Consider the following 22,344-nt stretch of genomic DNA (forward strand, 5'->3'; position numbering starts at 1 on the left):
TTTAATAGTGGTTCGACTATACTTAAAAATACCGTCTGTATGACAGCTGTATATCCTCATTCGCATCGACGCGCTCTTGCCAGTCATAGTTGGCATTGATACGTAATGCTTGTTTTTTATCAATGTCATATTGTAGCCCGACGCTTGAGATCGGTTGCCAATAATGACCACGAACGTTGGACTCATCGCTGCTGCCATGATACCAATATGGTAATTGCAATTCAGCTTGCGCGCGTAACTGATTGTTAATCTGATAACGACAGCCTGCATTGACACCTGCCCCTACCCGAAAGCCTTTATTAATACCGCGCCCTGCTTGTGCTGACCCTGCCAAAAACGTATAGCATAGTTGTGGCGGCATCTCACCCGTACCACTGCTTGGCGTACCAAATGCCCACGACCAGCCCGTCTCATAACCCACACTCCCAACCAGATGATCACGCCCGCCCTCTTGTGAGCCATCATTCACTCGCGTCGCCTCAATGCTTGCACCCCACGTTTTGCCTTTTTTGCCAGCATTGATAGGATTAAAAGAGCGTCCACGAATCAAAGTCGCATTTTGCAAGACCACGCTGTCTGGTTGATTGGGCTTATCATCATCTGTGTCATATAGACGTAAGGTCGCAGCTACCCCTTCTAAATTAAAAAACTGTGAATACCCTGACGCGTGGTCAAGCGTATCATGAAATCCTGCTCTAAACCCAATATCGATATAGTCATTGTCACCGCGCTGACCGATAGCTATCACTCCCAACTGTAGTGGATGCCTATCTATTGGATTATTATCCGATACCTCGATTTGACGTTTGCGTAACCGTTGTCCATCATCTGATAGGCTTGATACAGGATTAAGCTGTGCCGATTTTATCTCATTTAAGGTTTGTTTGGCGCTGTTATGATAACCCAACTGCGCGCGTTGTTGCTTAGCGTCATTAAGCTGAGCTTGACGCAACGTGTTGTCGGCCGGGGTATAAGTGGTATTTGCCAAAAGATTTTGACTGTTTAATAACTGAATGACATCAGAGGGCACGACCACATAAGCCAGTTGCTTCAATAAATTCTGCTGAGGACGAATAACGTCAATCAGGCGCAGAATCTCAGAAGCACAATTATCCGTGGTGAAGTAATACGGCATTTTTAGCGCTTTGGTCTCCCAAACATGGCGTATAACCTGCTGTACTTCACTAGATGTCAGATTCAACTGATACGTCCACGTATCACGCTCATCGTCTTGTAGATATTTTGCGAGCTTTTGGGGATAAGGATCAATCTCGATAGCGCTGTCATAACTGCCAATCATGGATTTGGTCGCATAGATTGGAAAGCTATCGTTTGGATCACCGTCCACCGTATAATTGAGCGCATACGCCTGACTGATTTGATTGGGATCTGCTACGCTCGATTTTGAATCAATGCGCAATAACGTATGACCAAAGGCAGAGAGTGGATTGTCCAGATACTCCTCAGCAAACACAATGGATAACTGCTCAGGCGCCAATGTCGCCATCCAGTCATCCAGCTCTGGACACTCAGCCGATAGACTCGCATCATCGATAGACAGCGTCTCTTTTAGCCATGCCACTCGTGCTGGGAAACGGCACAGAACGGAATTATTATTGGCTTGAGTTTTTATATGAATGTTTGCTTGGTTATTACCAGTTGTCTGCGATGTGAATTCTTTTGCCAGTGCGACTAGTGTCGCGTCTAATTCTGCGGCTGAATCCTGCTGACCGTTATCACTCAAAAAAAAGCGTGGATCATCGACCAGACTCTCCGTTTTCTTTTTAGATAAAATGCTGCTTTGATCATCGTAAAAATACAATAAGCGTCGCCATATTGTATGCTGTGCTAGATTGTCAGTTTTTGCCTGTCGACGCCATGTTGCCAGTAACTGCTCTGTCGCCATATCTGACCCAGACGCAGTATTATTTTGAGTATTGTTTCCAGTATTGCTGAGAGTAGATGTCTCAATGCGAACAGCATCTTCAGCGTCACGAGGTGACGTACTATCTGATAATTCAGATGAGAGCGCTCCTTCCGTGACTAATAAGGGCGTCGGTAAAAATGCCTGCGTGTTTGCAGAAAACAATAGCGCCGCTATCGCCAATGGCAGTCGCGCTCGCTGACCAATGGTTATTAGAGTATAAGTTCCAGACGTAGACATCGGTTTTATAGACATGAGGCAGGCTCTCACACGTTATTATTTATACGCTATTCGCGCTGTGAAGGTTTATTCTGCTAGAGACTCAAATGATATAAGCAAGCTGCGACCATCTAACTACTTTGATAAACTTTCTATCACAACATCACCAATACTGTTATAAAAAGAGAGCTTTATGCCCGATTCATCATTATCTACATTGCCAATGACAATCACAGATGGTTTGCTGTCAGCCGCTACTTGGCTGGCCTCACCAAACTACAATATCAGGCCAAAAGGTCTAAGTATTGATGCAATCATTATTCATAATATTAGCCTACCACCCAATGAGTTTGGTGCGTGCGACTCTAGCGGCACGCATTATGTAAAAGCATTATTCACTAATCGATTAGATTGGGATGCGCACCCTTATTTTCAGACAATCAAAGGCGCAGAAGTGTCAGCGCACCTGTTTATTGAGCGTGACGGGGCTATCACTCAGTTTGTCAATTTTAACGAACGCGCTTGGCACGCTGGACGCTCTAGCTACTTAGGCCGACCTGAATGTAATGATTATAGCATTGGCATTGAGCTTGAAGGGTCAGATTTTGTGTCCTTCACTTCCGCTCAATATGAGAAGCTCGCAGCGGTAATCGCGGCTATTTATGAAGCGTACCCGAAAACGCAGCGACATTTGACAGGGCACAGTGATATTGCGCCAGGGCGTAAGACGGATCCTGGTGATTATTTTGAATGGGCAAGGTTGCGGGAGCTAGTTGCAGGGTTATTACGAAATAACTCTTTATCACTGCAAAAATGATTTCCACATCCAATCCATTTATCTCAGTGATGAAAGTGCTATAATTCGTCAGTTTTTTTGCAACAGCAAATCAGCACACTAGCTCTTACACAACCCTGTACACAACTTAGCAAGATAGGTTCTCATGGCAAAAAGTCGGTTATTTCGTTCAACCATGGTGGTCAGCAGCATGACCATGTTATCGCGTATTTTAGGTTTGGTACGCGATGTCGTATTGCTAGGGGTTTTTGGAGCTGGCGGTTTGATGGACGCCTTTTTGGTCGCCTTCAAAATCCCAAACTTTTTGCGACGACTGTTTGCTGAAGGGGCGTTTAGCCAAGCATTCGTTCCTGTGCTGTCCGAGTACAAGGAAAAGTACAGCTTACAGCAAGTACAGATTTTAGTCAGTCGCACCTCGGGCGCACTCTTGCTGGTGTTGTCGATGCTGACAGTTGTTGTTATCTTAATCGCGCCTTGGGTAGTGACGTTGTTTGCCCCCGGGTTTGCCGATCAACCTGACAAATTTGCCATTACCGCTGAATTACTCCGCCTTACCTTTCCTTATTTGCTGTTTATTTCTATGACGGCTTTTGCCAGTGGTATTTTGCAAAGTTATGGCCGTTTTGCTGCGCCCGCCTTTGCCCCAGTCCTATTGAATTTATGTATGATTGGTGGTGCGCTGATTTTTGCGCCGATGTTTGATACGCCTATTATGGCGCTTGGCTATGCCGTGGCGATCGCAGGACTATTGCAATTCTTAATACAACTGCCTCAGCTATGGCAACAAAAACTACTGGTCGCGCCCAAGATTGACTTTCAGCACGAGGGCGTTCGCCGCATTCTAAAATTAATGCTGCCGGCTATCTTTGGTGTGTCTGTCACTCAGATTAACTTATTGCTGAACACCGTTTTTGCCTCATTGATGATTGGTGGTTCGGTGTCTTGGCTCTACGCAGCTGAGCGTATGAGCGAGCTACCACTAGGGCTAATTGGTGTAGCGATTGGTACGGTCATATTACCAAGTCTGTCAAAAAGTGAAGCGCAAAAAGACGATGTTAGTTTCAAAAAGACCATCGACTGGGCCGCGCGCCTTATCATTTTGGTCGGTGTGCCTGCCTCGGCTGCGCTCTTTGTACTCGCAGATGTGCTGATGCAAGCCCTGTTCTTACGTGGTGAGTTCACCTTACGTGATGCGCAGATGAGTGCGCTGGCATTGCGTAGTATGGCAGGTGGTATCTTAGGATTCATGCTGATCAAGATCTTTGCCCCTGCATTTTTTGCGCGTCAAGACACCAGAACACCTGTCAAAATCGGCATCATTTCTGTTATTGCCAACATGGTATTTAGTGTCATTTTTATCGGGATATTTTATTTCTTAGAAATGCCATTACATGGTGGCCTGGCTTTGGCAACGACGGGCGCAGCGTTCGTAAACGCAGGCTTGCTCTATTACTTCTTACATAAGCGCGATATTTTCCGTTTTGGCCCCCATTGGAACAAACTATTCACACAGTTTGCCATTTCAACTGGCTCCATGATCGGCGTACTTTATCTCATGTTGCCCTACTTCCCTACTGATGAAGCCCAGTGGCAACGCATCATCGCACTCGTGATTATGTGTGTCGCCGGAGCGCTCGTCTATGGCGTGGTATTGCTAGCGACAGGTGTCCGTCCTCGCCAGCTCAAACACGGATAAGCAAAAGTAGATATAGGCATGAGCTTGGCTTACGAAACCAAAACAAGCCTATCATCAGAATTGACAATGCTTGCCACCAATCGTTGTCATAATGACCTATTAATGAATAACTGACATTTGAGGTTTGATATGACAACGAAACAGCCACTCTTACAGCGCTTACCGCTTCTCCTTGCAACAGGTGTACTCGGTACTGGACTACTGCTGAGCGGTTGCAGCAACAATGAGTCTGCAGACACTGAAACTGCTACCAACAATGAAGAGGTTGCAGCTGTCGTTGATACTTCAGAAGAAGACACAGCTGAGCAAAAAGAGACAGCAGATAGCACAAGTGAAACGACTCAAGTCACAGATGATACTGAGAATACAACGACCATTGATAATGACAATATCAATCCAGTCACTGCTCCGATTAACCAAAAAAGCCTAGTGACCAATCCAACTCAAGCGGGTACGCCAGAGGACACGGTCAAAAAAGCACTAAATAGCTTGTATTATGGTGATGTGAAGGATGCGGCAGGCTACTATCAAGTAGATATGGCAAATTTTGAGCAAGAGCTTGCCAACACTCAATCGGCGTTTCAACAAACGGTCGATGGCGTGACGATTACTGATACAACGTACAATGATGACAAAACGCGCGCTACTATTACGGGCGAGTTGATGCTCAAAGGACAAAGCGACCCTGCACCATTGACCTATCAACTACAAAAAATAGATGGTCAATGGAAAATTTTGGGTTAAGACATTTTGCTCTAATTATCTGCAATGTTGTCCGATGCCACGGCTTTACCAAGCATTACGACATCAGCGATAAACCCGTCCATATCGCAAACTTCTGGCATATATCCCCACTGCTCAAAGCCAAGTTTACGGAACAGTCCCAAACTTGGCTGATTGTGGGCAAAGATAAGGGCAACGATATTTCTGATTCCTAAACTGGGCGCTTGCGTCAACATCCAGCGTGTCAACAGACTGCCCAACCCTTTACTTTGATAATCTTGGTTCAGATAGATGCTGATTTCAGTGCTGATATGATAAGCGGTACGCGCATATAAATCACTGAAACTGCCCCATGCAACAATTGGTAGTTTTGTACTCTGTCTATCGGCATCACCTTCTAGTAATGCTTTGACTACATAAATAGGTCTCGTTGGACTGTCTAAATGCTCATCGAACCAAGCTGTACGTTCTTCGAGCGTTACTAATGCCAAATTTGCCGTTGCTTGTTTGCCAGGAATACTTTGGTTATAAATCGCCAAGACTTCTGCCAAGTCTTCTTTACTGGCACGTTGTACCATAAACTGCTGGGTCAGCTGATGTGTCAACGGGGCAGTTGCTATGACATCTAAGGCAACATCGGACATAGAGTCTCCATATTAATTGGCATTATTATTGGTATTCATGATGATAGTAAAAAATCGTCATACTGATAATAGACGTATGTACAAACCATGAAACTCATAGAGCGTCATTCATACTTGCATTATCCGTAGACTATAGGATGTTAGTGTGGCTATTTTACTTTATAATGGCTAATTTTCGACACAACAATTTTGACCATAGATGTGTTTTTTCGTTTTTTATCTGGTCTCATCATAGCTGAAAACTTATGAAAACCTATTTTCTTGAGCAACTGATTGCATCATCAAATGCCGCGTCTACTACTAATGACCCAGTAGAGTTAGCGCCTTGTGTGCTCACTATTGGCAATTTTGATGGCGTACACCTTGGTCATCAGGCAATGCTGGCACAAGTTCGTGATATTGCGCATACCCAAAACTTGGACGCTGCGGTCATGATATTTGAGCCACAACCACGTGAGTTTTTTGAGCCAGCTAAAGCCCCTGCGCGTTTGACCAATCTAGCAGAAAAGCAGGCACTCCTAGCACAACATGGGGTTAAAACCTTAGTGGTGGCAGGTTTTGATGAGGACTTTCGCTCATTATCAGCACAAGCCTTTGCCGATATATTAGCCAAGCGCTTAAATGTAAAAGCGCTGGTACTAGGTGACGACTTCCGCTTCGGTCATGATCGTACTGGCGATAGTCAGTTTTTGCGCGATTATGGTTTGGATGTGACTAACCTACATACCATCACTGATAGCAATATTGACAACGACCACTTGAATGATGTCAATAATGAGGCTGCACGTATTAGCTCTACTCGCATCCGTGACTTGCTATTGGCAGGTGATATTCATGCTGCCAATATACTGCTGGATCGCGACTACGCCATTACGGGGTCGGTCGTCCGTGGCGATCAAATTGGTCGCACTATGGACTTTCCTACTGCCAATATTGATTTGCAGCGAATAAAACCCGCTTTGCACGGTATTTTTGCCGTTGATGTCGTCAGTTTAGATGAGAATGGAGAGGTCATACCTGATGGTTTAATAAAGCTGGCTACTGATAACAATATAGGCGTCGCAGGTTTGCGTCCACATAGTTTGTTCGGTACCGCTAACATTGGCAAAAGACCCTCTGTTGATAAAGGTGATGACTGGCGATTGGAAGTACACTTTCCCAAACTAAAAGCAGATTTGTACGGGTTGAATCTAGAAGTGCGCTTCTTGCACTTTTTGCATGGTGAGCGTCGCTACGATGGTTTGGACGCCTTGAAAGCCGGTATTCATCAAGATGTCACTGACCTACTAGAATGGCGTAATAACCAAGTTTAGCAGTCAGACGTATCTTACATTTTATCAAGTCCAAACTTTTTTGCTGTTGCGATTCCGGTATGTCCTTGACGATAGTATGCGATGACTTGAAGCTTAAAGTCTAGATCGTAACGTATAAAAATACCCCATAAGTTGTGTCCAACTTATGGGGGTCGGTTCACTATATTAGGTTTTTTATATCAGCTTTTAGGCATCAGGATGCATTCGTACATTTAACTCATCAATCGTCTCTACCCATGCTGCATCGTTTTGCCATTCTTCTTGCAAGAACATACGCTGGCTATCGGTCCAGAAATCAGCTTCTATCAACTTCTCTTCACTTGATAACTGGTTGTCTGCGATAAACTTATCAATTGCTTCATCAGAGCTATCTAGACCTAACTGAGCAAATAGCTCATTCATATTATATTCTGGCTCACCCAACATACTTTTCTCCTTAAATTGTGTAGTGGTAATTGTGCTTATTATTCAAATTAACCCATTTATTGTAGCAAGCTTTGTGCTAATAGCTGTTAATCAACGTTTATCTAACGTTATCAATTGTATAGGAAGCAAACAGATATTGCCATTTCAAGAGATGCGATAGATTACTTTTTATTTCATCATATCTTTTGGATAAAAAAACTTATAGACATAAAAAAGCCCTCCTATATTAAGATTAAGAGGGCTTTTTTTCACTCATTACTTAAGTTAAGACAGCTATATAACTGCTTAGCTTATGGTAGTAGGTGTGCTACTGCATCACGCTCTTCGCTCAGCTCTTGCTCAGTGGCGGCCATTTTCTCTTTTGAGAATTCTGATGACACATCAACGCCGTCTACGATAGACCAGTCGCCGTTTTTGCATGTGCATGGGAATGAGTAGATAAGGCCTTCAGCGATACCATATTCGCCATTTGAGTAAACACCCATAGAGACCCAGTCGTTCTCGTCAGTACCGAGTGCCCACGTGCGCATATGGGCGATAGCAGCGTTGGCAGCAGAAGCTGCAGATGAGGCGCCGCGAGCTTTAATGATGGCCGCGCCGCGCTGCTGTACTTCTGGGATATACGTGTTTTCGTACCAATCACGATCAACCAACTCTAGCGCTGGTTTGCCATTGACAGTCGCAGCCGTTAGGTCTGGATACTGGGTCGATGAGTGGTTGCCCCAGATGGTCATGTTTTTGATGTCATTGACAGTGCTATCAGTTTTTTCGGCCAGCTGTGCCATCGCACGGTTGTGATCTAGACGAGTCATGGCAGTAAAGTTACGTGGATCAAGATCTGGTGCGTTACGCTGAGCGATTAGCGCGTTGGTGTTGGCAGGGTTACCGACGACCAATACTTTTACATCACGGCTAGCGACTTCGTTTAATGCTTTGCCTTGTGCTGAGAAAATCGCAGCGTTGGCTTCTAGCAAATCTTTACGCTCCATACCTGGGCCACGTGGACGGGCACCGACGAGTAACGCGTAGTCAGCATCTTTGAATGCCACATTTGCATCATCAGTTTGGACAATACCAGCAAGCAATGGGAATGCGCAGTCTTCTAGTTCCATGACCACACCCTTTAGGGCATCAAGCGCTGGTGTGATTTCAAGCAATTGCAAAATAACTGGCTGATCTTTACCTAGCATCTCGCCAGATGCAATACGAAATAGCATCGCGTAGCTGATATTACCGGCGGCACCAGTGACGGCAACACGTAAAGGCTGTTTCATTGACATTGAATACTCCCTAATTGATGATTAGATCATTCATGATTGTAATAGATGATTATCTTTTTAGATATCGACTTGTTTGCTGCACAAAGGCAGCGCTAAACCGAGAGCTAGTGTAGCACTTCGTTTGGCAAATCGTCTAGAGACAATCAGAGGCTTGCCGCGGATTCTCACGGATTATATTGTTACATTTTATACAAAATAATCGATGGGGTCACAAAAGTACTGAGGCTACCAGCGTTTAAAAAAACGGATAAAACAAGGTAAAAGACAGCGAGTAAAGGCTAAAACACGGCCATAAACAATCACCAAAGAGAGAGCATAGCAACACAGCCTGCAAAAAAAGCAGCGCTCATACCCGAATAGTACAGCGGCCAGTGTCCATGTTGGAGTACGGCAACACCTACTTACCACCCGAAATGATGAATTGGCTGCCGCAGTTATCTACAACATTGTGACAAGTGCCAAAACTGCTACCCTCATAGCACACATGGATATCCGTCAGTATCGATTGACGACGACTGCCTTCTTGGCAAATGAGATCGACACTATTTGATGACATACCACTATTTAGGCGCGTCATTTGACTAATAAATCGAGATTTAGAGACTGTATAACTGTTGCCCGTATTCAGCTCGTTAGGAAGCTTTAGTTCACCAGCGTAGTTAGTGATTTGTCGGAAGTAGCGACTGGCACTCAGTGGGCTACAAGCACCATAGCGCTGCCACGTTTGGCTACGTACTGTCGTATCAGGCATGATGCGATTGACAACCTTTAGTTGTAGTGGTGTCAAACGTGGCTCGCTACCACGACCACAGCGTTCGCCGTAGCCCATGTCTAAGCCTGAAACTGTTAACGAATAGCCTTCTAGACATTGACGCATGCGGGCTCTTGTCGGCTGCATGCTACATAGCGCGGGGGTCATCTCGACCATCAATACGCGCTGGCCAGCTTTGACCGTGCTCGCCGCATATGCTGGCGTAAGCATAAGACCTTGTATGATTAATAAAGCACCAAAACTCGTCGTTTTATTAACTTTACCCATATGATGCCTATTTTTCAAACTTCCACGGAACTGCACCAAGAAACTGGATGTCTTAAATTTTGAGCTTGTTTCTGCTTTCGTATTAGATGACCGGGGCACCTGAATCAGTAACGGTTGCCGAGTTTTCGATAATACAGGCAGTTTGAAGTATTTTTTGATCATAGGGCTGGGAGCAATTAGCAATGATAAAACATGGGCTATCACTTAAATCATTGTGCTAACAGCATTAAACACATAGCGATCTAAGAACAAGACTGAAGAACATAAACGTCAATTAAAGCAATGGTAACAAAATGTCTTTTTTAATCTATAGCAAAAACGTAAACGTTGTCGTGCTCGTCAACAATTGCAAAATTAAGTTCAGTATTTATTGTATAAAATACTAAGACTTGCTGCCATTTAGCCCATAAAAAATAGACCGTTAACTATAAAAGCTAGTGGTCTATTAAATACGAATTCACTGATTAAAAAGCAGCAGGTACTGTACCCATACGTTGACTGATTGGCTGACCACGACCCAGCAGACTGCTATAGATAGTAGCGTTTTCCATCACGTGTTTGACATAGTTACGCGTTTCAGGAAAGGCAATCGATTCGACATATTGATCTGCGGCGATTGCGCCATAGGTTGGTTGCCAGCGTTTGGCATTATTAGGACCCGCGTTATAGCCTGCGGTTGCCAGTACTGGCTGATAGTTCAGTTTACTTAAGATATCACCCATATACCATGTACCATAACGGATATTGGTATCACCACTATTGGCACGGCTCGCACTATAAGTCTCACCTAAGTTACGCGCGATATATTTTGCCGTATCAGGCATGATTTGCATCAACCCACTGGCGCCCACGTTTGAGCGCGCAGAAGACACAAAACGGCTCTCTTGACGCATGATGCCATAAGCCCACGCTGGATCAATGCCTGCTGATTGACTATAACGCACCACTGACTCTTGGTGCGGCATAGGGTGCGAAAGTGCCAAGCTATTGACTCTATCGGTATTATCAACGGCATAAATCGCCCGATCGAGCCAGCCCATGTCATACGCTTGACGAGCCGCCGCAATGATCAGATTGTCATCACGGTTATCGCGTGCTTGCTTCACAGCCCAGTTCCACTCGCGGTTGGCATACGCGCGGCTAGCATCAGAGTTATATAAGGCAAATGCACGAGCAAAGTTAGCGTCTTGCATCACGCGCGCGCGGTCAGCGGTACTGACATTAGGCAAATTGCTACCACCTAAGCGGCTGGCATCAAAGCGCTGACCGATCCAGTCTTTTGCCATCAAGCCATAGTAGTCATTATTTTTCGCTAGGTTTTGATACATTTTTTTGGCGGTATTGCGCTTACTGCTATTGCTTGATTGTTCATAGGCGCGTGCCAGCCAGTATTGCCACTGACCATCCTTCTGAATTTCACCATCCATTTTTGAAATAGCTTCAACCACATCATCCCAGCGGCCAAAGCGGATTGCCGCCATGGCATAGTCTTCCGCTTCTTCAAAGTTAAAGTCATCATCTAAGCTATTGCGGAACCAGTCTACTGCTTCAGCATTAAAACCGTCATCGGTATTGTGGTTCATGCGCTTAACACCAAGCGTACGATAGGCGTAACGACGCGTTTCGTCATTCAATAACTTTATAGCGCGCTGATTGTCTTGCTTGATATCGAAGTCTAACTGCAGTGCCGCTTCTCGATAGGATTTATCTGCGACACGGCCAATAGCATATAGGTATAGGTATTGATTGGTTTGACTGGCGGGCTCGCGGCTAAAGCGGCTAAGAAACGATGAGGGATTGAGCTGAATTTCACTGAGCGACGAATAAGCAATCGGCGTACCTAGGCGTGACGACAGCGCCATGATGTCACCCGTTTTGCCTATTCGTAACATACGTTTGAGACGAGCAGCGCGATCCTGATTGCTAATGAGCGCGTTATTATTCATTTCCATCGCTAGCTGGTCACAAAGGGCTGGCTGCTTTTTGGTGGTTAGCCAAACATCAGATTTGGCAGCCATGGCACGCATGGTATCACCGCCATTATTGAACCCAAGGGCGATAGCGCAGCGCTCACTGGCATCAGCATTGGTAATCAGATTCGCCACTTGTCTGACAGAGGCGTAGTCATTCGACCCCGCTTTAGTCTCCGCAAAGTCAGCCACTAGCTTCTCGGCCATAACCGTATCTGGATACTGGCGTACAAACTGCGATACGGCCGCTGAACTTTGTGAATTGAGGTCTAGATTCATCCGCCAGTAAGTTGGATACATGGCAAATAGACCACCGCTCATGATTTGCTCATAATTATAGAGCGCACCCACATCCCCACGATCCGCTGCGATAGCCGCTGCCATAAATGAGTCAGTACTACGGTCTTGCTGATAGTTGCTCTCTTGTTGGTAACTTTCCTCATCGCCCCACGTCAACTCTGCACAAGCCACTTGTGACATACCAAGCGCGCTTATAGCGGTTGCCACACTCAATGCACTTATCCACAACGAGCCTACTGTGAGTCGTTTCGACGTCTGCTTTTGACTGGTAAATTCTTCATCCTTGATGCTATGAGCAACACGCAACTTTGTCATACTGACTCTCTTTATGATGTTTCTATAAATATATGAATAACGGTTCGCTAAGTACCGCCAAGGGTATCGCAATCATCATACTATACTCATTGTGCTTTCAACTATCTCCTTTACCTTTTGTTAATAAATAGGAGAGCACGGTGTAACATAGAAATGATAACGAGCCTCAGTTTTTATAAATGGTAATATTAATCACAGTAAATAATTGATACTGCTATGAATTATTTATCATATTGACAACCCATCGCCTATGCTAATTTTTCACATTAGTACAGGGTTGTGATAAAATACGCCACCTGTTAATCGGCTACTCCGTTATATTTTTGGTCAATCATGGACTTCCCCTTATGAGTGTTACTGTATTCAATCCCCGCATCGATGACGATGCTGCTGCTGAGACGACTGTCACCGCACGTGCTGTCACTGCACTCAAGGAGCAAAGTTCAGCCCAAGCGCCCGTCGAAAAAGCCGCAACCAAGAAGGTATTCATCACCACCCAAGGCTGTCAGATGAATGTCTATGATTCAGACAAAATGCTCGATGTGCTCGGTGACTCGCACGGCATGCAAGTGACGCACAACATTGATGAAGCCGACGTGCTGTTGATGAATACCTGCTCTATCCGCGAAAAAGCGCAAGAAAAGGTGTTTTCAGAGCTTGGGCGCTGGCGCAAACTCAAAGAAAAACGTCCTGATCTCGTGATTGGCGTTGGCGGCTGCGTGGCCTCACAAGAAGGGGATAATATCCAAAAACGCGCGCCATATGTCGATATGGTGTTTGGCCCGCAAACCTTGCACCGTCTGCCTGAGCTGTATGATCAATCCAACGATCAGCGCCACGTGTCACCCAAAAACCGTATTGGCACGATTGACGTATCCTTCCCCAGTATTGAAAAGTTTGACTTTTTGCCTGAGCCAAGAGTCGAAGGATATAAAGCCTTTGTCTCAATCATGGAAGGCTGCTCAAAATATTGCTCATTCTGCGTCGTTCCTTATACACGCGGTGAAGAATTGTCGCGTCCACTTGACGATGTGCTGGCCGAGATTGATAGCCTTGCCGCGCAAGGTATCCGCGAAATCAATCTACTTGGTCAAAACGTCAACGGCTATCGCGGCGAAAAAGACGATGGCAGTATTTGCCGTTTCGCTGAGCTGCTGCATTATGTCTCGCACGTCAATGGTGTGGAACGTATTCGTTATACCACCAGCCATCCACTTGAGTTTACCGATGATATCATTGACGCTTATGCACAATTGCCAGAGCTGGTATCGCATCTGCATCTACCTGTACAAAGTGGCTCAAACGCGATTTTGGCGGCGATGAAACGCAACCATACCATCGATGTGTATATCGATCAGATCAATAAGCTCAAAGCCATCCGCCCAGACATTCACTTATCAAGCGACTTTATCATTGGCTTTCCTGGTGAGACTGATGAGGATTTCCAAGACACGCTAAACTTAGCAAAAGAATTGAACTTCGATCACTCGTACAGCTTTATCTACTCCAAGCGTCCGGGCACGCCAGCTGCTGAGTTACCAGATGATGTGAGCTTCACCACCAAAAAAGCGCGTTTGGCTGAGTTCCAAAAAGTGATCGTTGACTCGACATTGGCCAAAACGCATGAGATGGTCGGTACAACGACTCGCGTCTTGGTTGAACAAGTCGCGAATCGCCATCCAGATTGCCTAATCGGTACAGCGGACAACACCCGTACGGTGATGTTCCCTTACGATCCTGAGCGCAGTGATGAGCTGCTTGGTAAAATTGTCAGCGTACGTGTCACCGATTTTGTCAGCCCGCATATGGTGAAAGGCGAGCTAATCGAAGTATTAGCCTAACTGTTAAGGTAACAATGGTTAAATTATAAGTTTGAATAAGAATAAAAAAGCCGTTCACTATAATAGCGAACGGCTTTTTTGCGGGTGAATGTTAACCATCACTATTCTGATAACCAATCTGTCTTTCGTAGCTGCTGCTTGGTCTCACGGCGACGTTTCTTGCGGACGATATCGATATCTTCCTTTTCATGAATACCGCCTTTTCTTAACAGCGGGTCAAGCGCTAGATAATTACGCGGTTTCACTGCGCCTAGCGAGTGCTGTGCACCTGATTCAGTCTGCTTGTCTAGCTGTCTCTCAATTTGTTTAGCCTTTTTTAACGTTTGTTTTAAGCTCATATAGTTACCTATTAGATCTCTTGCAAAAGTACTAGTTTATTGACTTCAACTAACGGAGTTACAAGGGCTGACGATGACTTATGCAAGAAGTCTAATAACTTTTTATAGCATAAAACTATTAATTACTTCAGCAAACAAAGCCGCTGCAATTATAATAAAGATAATGCCGCAACCACGATTAAGCCACGCTAAACGATTACCAACATCGAGCCAGCTTGCCAGCTTTTTTCCGCCTAGCGTATAGACAATCTGCCAAATTGTTTCGCTCATGAATAGCCCAATGGTCAATAAGATATATTGCGGCCATAGTGGCGCACTAAAATTAATAAACTTAGGAAAGAACGCTGCGAAAAATAATATCGCTTTTGGATTAGATAAAGATACCCAAACCCCTGTACGGAATAAAGTGAGATTGCTCGGACTTGTCTTGACCGCAGCACTCGACAGCGAGCGCGGCTGCAGTGTACCAGCTTGACCTTCAAAAGCCCCATAGTCGGCCTCAACCTCAGCACTTAACTCTTTGGCATCGCTCATCAAGCTACCATCACCCGCATCACGCCATGAGCTGATGCCCAAATATACCAAGTATGCCGCGCCCACGGCTTTGATAATTGTGAGCAGCCATGGCGACTGGCGACTGATCACATCCAGCCCAAGTAAAGTCGATAGCAGCAAGATAAATAGCCCAAGGCTCAAACCTGCCAGCGTCCATAATGTGCGCTTCACACCATAGTTCATGCCATACTGGAATGCCAACAACATGTTGGGACCTGGTGTCGCAGAAATCAAAAAAGTACTTGCGAAAAATACTGCAAATAGATGCCAAGACATCAGCTAACCCCTACTTTGTTATATATAAATGCTTCTTATACGAACAGCCACATCGCCAAAAAAAGAAATACCGCCATTCAGGCGGTATTATTGATACTTCTCACATTATATACATATGTTTGCCACTTTTATAGCGTATCGACACCTCTATAAGCTACTTGGTAGTACAACTGTCTAATAGTTTTTGCAAAAAGCCGTCACAACGTTCGATTTCGATCAGTTCAACATATTCATCCGCTTTGTGTGCCTGCTCAATACTACCAGGGCCACAGATGATCGTAGGGATGCCTGCATTGGTAAACTGACCACCTTCCGTTGCGTAAGCGACTTTATGACGCTCATCATCCCCTGTCAGAGCTGCTATTAATGATTGTAGCTCAGCGCTGTTATTATCCGTCATGGCAGGAACACTCTCTTCCTGCATCAGCTCGATACCCGTCTCAGGCGCACGCGCTTGCATTTGCGCATTTAACTCAGCAACTTTTGCTTGAATGGGCGCTAGTATATCGTCTTGGGTCATGTGCGGCAGGTTGCGATAGTCAAAAGTGAACTCACACAGATTGGGCACGATATTGGTGGCTGTACCGCCGTGTATAGTCCCTACTGACAATGTCGAATAAGGCACGGTAAACAATGCATCATTGTCATCACGAGCGCTCAGTTCTTCAGCAAGCGTGTCAACATAGCCCACCAATTTGCTAGCGTAGCTGATCGCATTGACCCCTTGTCCAATCAATGAAGAATGCGCCGATTTACCATGGACACGGCAACGATACACCGCAATACCTTTATGCGCAACCACCATCGCCATATTGGTTGGCTCACCGACGATGCAATAATCAGGGGTGATACCGCGCGCTTTTAAATCCGCCAAAATCAATGGCGCACCCAAACAGCCCACCTCTTCATCGAACGACAGCGCGAGGTGCAATGGGCGACGCAGCTGACCGCTACTTGATAGCTGTACAGCTTGTGGCAATATTGTCAGCGCACACGCGATAAAACCCTTCATATCGCACGCACCGCGTCCGTATAGCTTGTCACCACGTATCGTCGCGGTGAACGGCTCTGATGTCCAGTCTTGACCATCGACAGGCACGACATCAGTATGACCTGAGAGCACCAAACCGTTATTAATTTGGTCAGCGTTTTCGCCAGCGGGTACAGTCACAAACAAGTTGGCCTTGGTCTTTGCCTCGTTAAAGGTCAAATCTACCGTCAGACCAAGCTGCTCACAATACGCTCTCACATCATGAATCAATGCGAGATTGGAGTGTCGACTGACCGTATCGAAAGCGATAAGCCGTGTCAGCCAATCAAGGCTATTACTCGGATGCGTAGCAGGGTTTAACTGTTGGTCATTGCTAGCATTGTCATTAGTATCTTGGATCATAAAATATCCCTATTATGATTTTTAAGAGTTATGTCTTAAAAGCCATTTCTTAAAAACTATGAGGTATCAGATTTGTCTTATGATGGATTACTCTGATTCATCACGTCAAGCACGGGTGGCACCGGTTTTGGCAACTTGCCTTCTGCTTGTAGCTCTTTGGTGGTTTTGGCATTGATAGATAGTCCAGCAATCAGGGCGATGTCTTTTACAGGCTTGCGCTTACGCGTCGCAAAGCTCACTGGCACCATACGAGCAAACTCGTAGATATAAAGATAAGACTCCTCTCCCCCCTCAAAATCCTCTTCTTCTTCTAACCGAATGCCACCAATTTTAGCCAAATCTGAGAGCATCTCATTCTCTTCGCTACTCAAATTACAATCAGTAATACCAAAACCCGTCATAAAGCCGTTTGACCACTGTTTCAATGCCATCACGCGCTCGTATAAATCATGTTCATCATCAGGGATCAGCGGCATATAAGCGTAGGCATCATCTTTATCTTTTAACTGAAACACCGTGTCTTCTGCTTCTTCTGTCAGCAACGTCAATGCCGCCTCTGGTAGCGGTGCAAAGCTCAGCTCTTCAAACACCTTTGCCCATGTGGCCTCATCAGGCGCGTTACACGCCGTCATCAGCCCTGTCATCAGGCCGTGCACCTCACTGATAGACACGTCGGTCCAATCATCAAACGCAGTCAGCCAAGTATTCCAGCCAGAGATATTATCATTCATAATAGAGGTCCTAGTAGTTGATTACTGTTCAAAAAATAAAAATAGTCACGACAAAATGTCTGGGACAAATCATCGATAGATAAAAGTAAAAAGACAAAGCCTCGTACTTGTAATTACTTTGTTGATATAGATATTATGCGGTCACCTATGGCATTATTAAATGCAGCGAACAAAATTCATTCACGCTTACTTGTTAAGGATAAAAACTGACTATGTATGATCAACTTAGAATATTAGAAAAAATGGTACTCGACATCAAAAAACAGTATCAGCTTGTCAGTGCTGAACTTAGCAGCCTAAAACAACACCCTGTTAGCGATGCAAAAGAAGTCTCTGCTCTAAAAAACAAGCTTGATGCCAGCCACAGCGAGCGTGATGGCGCAAAAAAACAATTAAATGACCTCGACAAGCGCTATCAAAGCCTTGCTGAAGCGCACCATATGATTGGTGAAGAACAAGACAAACTACAAAAACAAATCAGCCAATTACAACAACAAAATAGCGAGTTGCAAAAGCACAATAATGAATTAAAGCAGCAGTATAGCAATATCAAACAACAAAACAGTGAACTGCAAAAGAAGAATCAGTTGGCAGCAGAGCGTACGCAAGTCGTCTTGCAACGCTTAACCCGCATCGATCAAGCAGAAAGCTAATCTGTTGCGACAACCAATAGCAAAAACGGGTGGTTTATGAAACACCCTAACGCGACTTCTATCACTCATTCCACTGACCAAACATTGTAGGATGTATCATGACCGACAACCAAAGCAACGCTATAGAAAAACAGCCAGAAAATAACCCATCACAAAATACTCAAGCACCGAATAAAGACGTAGCCGTACAAAAATCCACTCAATCGGGGGCGAGCACATCCAGCACATCGTCTCAAGCCAATGGTAAAGCGGCTGAGCCCCAGATCAAAAAAGTCGATATCGCGATTGCTGGCGTGACTTATCCAATTTTTTGTCCCGTTCATGAGCAAGAAGAGCTACTATCGGCGGTCTCTTATATCAATAACTATGCGCTTGATCTAAAGCGAGATGCACCAAGCCTCAGTCAAGAAAGCATACTGGTGCTGTGCTGCTTGAATTTATACGAAAAAATCCATGCCAACCAAAGAAGTGATGAAGACCGCTTGCAAAAAGATAAGCAATCACAGGCATTGCTAAATAAAATCATGAAAGACGCCCACTCTATTTTGTAATAGTCGCGGCGTTGTATCAGCAGACAGGTTATTCGAAAGGATAGACAGTCTGATAGAGAGCCGTTCAGCCTGTTAGCGCTTAGTTCATCCATACTAAGCGCTTTTTTATGGTCAATCGTTTTTATCTATCTGCTTACGCATAAGGTTTGTAAGTCTTGCCTGCGTGAAAGTCTGCCTGATGCTCATAATTGCAAAAGAATAATTCTTGGGCTGATTCAGTATTACCATCACTGGTTGTCGCTAAGCTAGGCTTAGTTTCAAGGACACCGCGATACTCCGCCAAACTGTTACCGCAAAAATTGCACTGACGCGGTGTGGTGACATCACCCTCTTTTGGCATCATGCTTTTGGGTGGACGTGGGTACATAAACTTGTAAAAAGCCCACATGGAAGCCCAGATAATAAGAATGACAATAATAACGGCAAACACGGCAGCGCTCCTTCAACGACCAATAAACGTAATGAATAACAAGAGTGATGACACTTACCATGATCCAAGACGCTCGAATGCCTAAATTTTACCGTCAATAATGGTAATGGCACAATGCCTTTACGGTTAATTGTCAATGATGCTGGGTTGTCATTCATGGCACTGACAAATAGCCAAGTGCTATAGCAACAAAAAACTGGCCACAGTGAGCCAGTTTTTGTATCAAAACCTAAGATTAAAGGCTAGCAGTTATAGCTGTAGCTCGCTGATATCAGCCACAGTCAAGAACAAGGCGCGTACCTGCTTGAGCAGGGCTAAGCGGTTATTTTTGAGCGCCGCATCGTCGCTGTTGACCATCACGTTATCAAAGAACTGTGTCAATGGCTCATCTAAGCTCGCCAGCGTTTGCAATACTTGCGTATAGTCCGCTTGCTCAAGTAGTGGCTGTACCACTGTCTGTGCTTGCTGCACATTTGCATATAAATTTTGCTCAGCAGTCTCAGATAGTAGCGTCTCATCAACCGTATCAGCAACGCTCACTTCTGACTTGGCCAATATATTGGCAACACGCTTGTTTGAATCAGCCAACATCGACGCTTGTGACAGCTCGCTAAATGCTTGTACGGCGCGAATACGCTGATCAAAATCAAGCGGCATATGCGGGTTAATCGCTTGTACCGCCTGAATCGTATCGACGCTGACACCCTGCTCGGTATACATCGCACGATAGCGCGAGTTTAAGAACGCCATCACTTGGGTAAAGGTGTCACCCATTTTGGCAATTTTGCTACCTTCAGCATCGCTATAGCCTTTAATAGCTTGCTCAACCAATGCGACAAGATTAATTGGTAGCTGCTTTTCGATCAAAATACGCAAAATACCAATGGCAGAACGACGTAGGCTAAACGGGTCTTTTGAACCCGTCGGTGCTTGGTCAATCGCAAAAATACCAACGAGCGTATCTAGGCGATCAGCTAACGCTAAGCAAATACCAACTGGTGTTTGCGGTAATACATCACCACTGAACTTGGGCAGGTATTGCTCTTCTAAGCTTGCTGCAACTGCCTCAGGTTCCTCATTCAAACGTGCATAATACGTACCCGCGATACCTTGCAATTCAGGATACTCACCGACAAGCGAGCTGGCCAAATCTGCTTTGGATAAAATACCCGCACGTACAGTGTCATCGACGTTGATATCGTGGCCTTGCTGCTGCATTAGGGTAGCAATAAACGCTGCCAGTTTAGCAATACGCTCAGACTTCTCCCAAATCGTACCCAATTTGTCTTGGAATACACGAGTTTTTAGGCTCTCTGTGAGTGCAAATAACGGCTGCTTTTGATCTTGTAAGAAGAAAAACTCGGCATCAGCCAAACGTGGACGCACGACTTTTTCATTACCTTCAATAATCTGATTGGGGTCTTTAGACTCAATATTGGTGATAAAGATAAAGTACGGCTGCAATTTGCCCGTTTTATCCGTCAAGCAAAAATACTTTTGATCCGCTTGCATGGTCGAGATAAGCGCTTCTTGTGGCACTTGTAAAAAGCGCGCTTCAAAGCTTGCTCGTAGCGCAATGGGGAAATCAACCAATGCGGTAACTTCGTCCAACAAATCCTGCGGTACGATAGCATCAGAATTAACTTCATCTGCCAATGCTTTGACTTGGTTTTTGATCAGCATTTGGCGTTTATCAAAATCTGCCACGACTTTTAGACCATCTAACAGTTGCTCATAGTCATTGGCATGAGCAATATCATGGTAGTCAGGGCTTTGGAAACGGTGCCCACGAGTTTGCGAGCCTGTCTGATGCCCTTGGATAGTGGCATCAATAACAGTGTCATCCTGCATCAATACTACCCACTGTACGGGACGGACAAACTCGTTGCGACTTGCGCCTGAGCGCATACGTTTGGCAATCGGTAGGCTATCTAACGCTGTTTGAAAAATAGCTGGCAGTAGCTCGGTAGTCGCTTGACCACTGATCGTTTGCTCAAAGCCGACATAGTCACCTTTATCGGTGTTAATGGTCGTAAGCTCACTCGCTTCGATACCTAAGCCTTTAGCAAAACCCATCGCCGCGCGGGTTGGATTGCCATCGCTATCAAATGCCGCTTTGATAGCTGGTCCGCGTTTTTGCTCAGTGCGGTCAGGCTGCTTATCGCTAATGCCTTCAATTTGAATCGCTAAACGACGCGGTGCGGCAAAGGCTTTAATGCTATCAAAGGTGATCTCAGCTGCAGATAATTGCTCAGTGACACTAGTTTGCAGCGCATCACGCAATGGTTTTAGGCTTTTTGGAGGTAGCTCTTCACACCCCAGTTCAAATAGAATAGTACTCATGGGATGCTCCTATTGCTTGTTCGTCGGTTGATTGTTGTCAGTGGTTTCTTTGGCTAAGCTGTCTGTTGCCGCGTCTTCTTTTGGCAAATACTTCTCAAGAGCTTCGGCGCGGTGCGCCTCATCAGCCAATGGGAAGCCAAGTTTGGCACGAGCTTCGACATAACCAAACGCAACCTTACGCGCCAGTGTACGTACACGCAGGATAAAGCGTTGACGCTCAGTGACCGAAATCGCACCGCGGGCATCAAGTAAATTAAACGCATGAGAGGCTTTTAACACCATCTCATAGGCTGGCAATGGCAGGCCTGCTTCAACCAACTTATCGGCCTGCTGCTCATAAAAATCAAACATCTCACCCATCATTGGCACATCAGCGTGCTCAAAGTTATAGGTCGACTGCTCGACTTCGTTTTGATGGAACACATCGCCATAGGTGACGCGGCCAAACTCGCCATCTGCCCAGACCAAGTCATAGACGCTATCAACGCCTTGCACATACATCGCCAAGCGCTCAAGACCGTAAGTGATCTCGCCTGTTACTGGGAAGCACTCAATACCGCCGACTTGCTGGAAATAGGTAAACTGGGT

20 protein-coding genes are annotated in these 22,344 nt (G+C 45.3%); 7 read left to right on the forward strand and 13 right to left on the reverse strand.

Annotation, left to right across the window (positions count from 1 at the left end):
• Nucleotides 1-22: 22 nt before the first annotated feature.
• On the reverse strand, nt 23-2,179 hold the full coding sequence (locus B3V51_RS10685; RefSeq protein ID WP_286708404.1) for a DUF4105 domain-containing protein: 2,157 nt from the start codon (nt 2,177-2,179) through the stop codon (nt 23-25).
• A 157-nt stretch (nt 2,180-2,336) separates the two neighbouring features.
• On the opposite strand from B3V51_RS10685, the gene ampD reads away from it, so the two are divergent.
• The 3 genes from ampD (at nt 2,337) to B3V51_RS10700 (ending at nt 5,379) form a co-directional block, all read left to right on the forward strand.
• A complete protein-coding gene (gene ampD / locus B3V51_RS10690; RefSeq protein ID WP_286708405.1) occupies nt 2,337-2,960 on the forward strand; it encodes a 1,6-anhydro-N-acetylmuramyl-L-alanine amidase AmpD in 624 nt (207 codons plus the stop codon).
• Between the two features lie 124 nt (nt 2,961-3,084).
• A complete protein-coding gene (gene murJ / locus B3V51_RS10695) occupies nt 3,085-4,635 on the forward strand; it encodes a murein biosynthesis integral membrane protein MurJ (protein ID WP_286708406.1) in 1,551 nt (516 codons plus the stop codon).
• Between the two features lie 129 nt (nt 4,636-4,764).
• On the forward strand, nt 4,765-5,379 hold the full coding sequence (locus tag B3V51_RS10700; protein WP_286708407.1) for a hypothetical protein: 615 nt from the start codon (nt 4,765-4,767) through the stop codon (nt 5,377-5,379).
• An 11-nt stretch (nt 5,380-5,390) separates the two neighbouring features.
• Here the strand turns inward: B3V51_RS10700 and B3V51_RS10705 are convergent, their stop codons facing one another.
• Nucleotides 5,391-6,002: a GNAT family N-acetyltransferase gene (locus B3V51_RS10705; RefSeq protein ID WP_286708408.1), complete on the reverse strand. Its 612-nt coding sequence runs from the start codon at nt 6,000-6,002 to the stop codon at nt 5,391-5,393.
• Between the two features lie 245 nt (nt 6,003-6,247).
• Here B3V51_RS10705 and ribF point away from each other — a divergent pair, with 245 nt between their 5' ends.
• The gene (ribF, locus tag B3V51_RS10710) at nt 6,248-7,315 is read left to right on the forward strand and encodes a riboflavin biosynthesis protein RibF (RefSeq protein WP_071003036.1); all 1,068 of its coding nucleotides are present in this window, start codon (nt 6,248-6,250) and stop codon (nt 7,313-7,315) included.
• Between the two features lie 186 nt (nt 7,316-7,501).
• Here ribF and B3V51_RS10715 read toward each other — a convergent pair whose 3' ends face one another.
• The 4 genes from B3V51_RS10715 to B3V51_RS10730 form a co-directional block, all read right to left on the reverse strand.
• Nucleotides 7,502-7,741, reverse strand: a complete 240-nt coding sequence (locus B3V51_RS10715) for a DUF2789 domain-containing protein (RefSeq protein ID WP_212564207.1) — start codon at nt 7,739-7,741, stop codon at nt 7,502-7,504.
• A 290-nt stretch (nt 7,742-8,031) separates the two neighbouring features.
• Nucleotides 8,032-9,021 carry a malate dehydrogenase gene (locus B3V51_RS10720; RefSeq protein ID WP_178379285.1) on the reverse strand — a complete coding sequence of 330 codons (990 nt, stop codon included), beginning with the start codon at nt 9,019-9,021 and terminating at the stop codon, nt 8,032-8,034.
• A gap of 397 nt (nt 9,022-9,418) precedes the next feature.
• Nucleotides 9,419-10,060, reverse strand: a complete 642-nt coding sequence (locus B3V51_RS10725; protein WP_286708409.1) for a hypothetical protein — start codon at nt 10,058-10,060, stop codon at nt 9,419-9,421.
• Between the two features lie 464 nt (nt 10,061-10,524).
• Nucleotides 10,525-12,645 carry a lytic transglycosylase domain-containing protein gene (locus tag B3V51_RS10730; protein WP_286708410.1) on the reverse strand — a complete coding sequence of 707 codons (2,121 nt, stop codon included), beginning with the start codon at nt 12,643-12,645 and terminating at the stop codon, nt 10,525-10,527.
• A 347-nt stretch (nt 12,646-12,992) separates the two neighbouring features.
• Here B3V51_RS10730 and miaB point away from each other — a divergent pair, with 347 nt between their 5' ends.
• On the forward strand, nt 12,993-14,486 hold the full coding sequence (miaB, locus tag B3V51_RS10735) for a tRNA (N6-isopentenyl adenosine(37)-C2)-methylthiotransferase MiaB (RefSeq protein WP_186473697.1): 1,494 nt from the start codon (nt 12,993-12,995) through the stop codon (nt 14,484-14,486).
• Nucleotides 14,487-14,587: 101 nt separating this feature from the next.
• Here miaB and B3V51_RS10740 read toward each other — a convergent pair whose 3' ends face one another.
• From B3V51_RS10740 to B3V51_RS10755, 4 genes are all read right to left on the reverse strand, one after another.
• A complete protein-coding gene (locus B3V51_RS10740) occupies nt 14,588-14,824 on the reverse strand; it encodes a hypothetical protein (protein WP_167669384.1) in 237 nt (78 codons plus the stop codon).
• A gap of 102 nt (nt 14,825-14,926) precedes the next feature.
• Nucleotides 14,927-15,655 carry a LysE family translocator gene (locus B3V51_RS10745; RefSeq protein WP_223333467.1) on the reverse strand — a complete coding sequence of 243 codons (729 nt, stop codon included), beginning with the start codon at nt 15,653-15,655 and terminating at the stop codon, nt 14,927-14,929.
• A gap of 154 nt (nt 15,656-15,809) precedes the next feature.
• A complete protein-coding gene (gene argE, locus B3V51_RS10750; protein ID WP_212564203.1) occupies nt 15,810-17,048 on the reverse strand; it encodes an acetylornithine deacetylase in 1,239 nt (412 codons plus the stop codon).
• A gap of 77 nt (nt 17,049-17,125) precedes the next feature.
• Nucleotides 17,126-17,779, reverse strand: a complete 654-nt coding sequence (locus tag B3V51_RS10755; protein ID WP_212564202.1) for a UPF0149 family protein — start codon at nt 17,777-17,779, stop codon at nt 17,126-17,128.
• A gap of 212 nt (nt 17,780-17,991) precedes the next feature.
• On the opposite strand from B3V51_RS10755, the gene B3V51_RS10760 reads away from it, so the two are divergent.
• Both B3V51_RS10760 and B3V51_RS10765 read left to right on the forward strand, forming a co-directional pair.
• Nucleotides 17,992-18,432 carry a hypothetical protein gene (locus tag B3V51_RS10760; protein WP_071003030.1) on the forward strand — a complete coding sequence of 147 codons (441 nt, stop codon included), beginning with the start codon at nt 17,992-17,994 and terminating at the stop codon, nt 18,430-18,432.
• Nucleotides 18,433-18,530: 98 nt separating this feature from the next.
• Entirely contained in the window at nt 18,531-18,983 is a 453-nt protein-coding gene (locus B3V51_RS10765) for a cell division protein ZapA (protein WP_212564201.1), read from the forward strand.
• Nucleotides 18,984-19,116: 133 nt separating this feature from the next.
• Here B3V51_RS10765 and B3V51_RS10770 read toward each other — a convergent pair whose 3' ends face one another.
• From B3V51_RS10770 to B3V51_RS10780, 3 genes are all read right to left on the reverse strand, one after another.
• The gene (locus B3V51_RS10770; RefSeq protein WP_227675646.1) at nt 19,117-19,413 is read right to left on the reverse strand and encodes a hypothetical protein; all 297 of its coding nucleotides are present in this window, start codon (nt 19,411-19,413) and stop codon (nt 19,117-19,119) included.
• Nucleotides 19,414-19,662: 249 nt separating this feature from the next.
• Nucleotides 19,663-21,756 carry a glycine--tRNA ligase subunit beta gene (gene glyS, locus B3V51_RS10775; RefSeq protein WP_212564200.1) on the reverse strand — a complete coding sequence of 698 codons (2,094 nt, stop codon included), beginning with the start codon at nt 21,754-21,756 and terminating at the stop codon, nt 19,663-19,665.
• Between the two features lie 9 nt (nt 21,757-21,765).
• Nucleotides 21,766-22,344: glycine--tRNA ligase subunit alpha (locus tag B3V51_RS10780; protein ID WP_286708411.1), on the reverse strand; the 579-nt coding region annotated here is incomplete at its 5' end.

It is taken from the genome of Psychrobacter sp. UBA2514 (genome assembly GCF_002341255.1).
Lineage (GTDB): Bacteria > Pseudomonadota > Gammaproteobacteria > Pseudomonadales > Moraxellaceae > Psychrobacter > Psychrobacter pacificensis.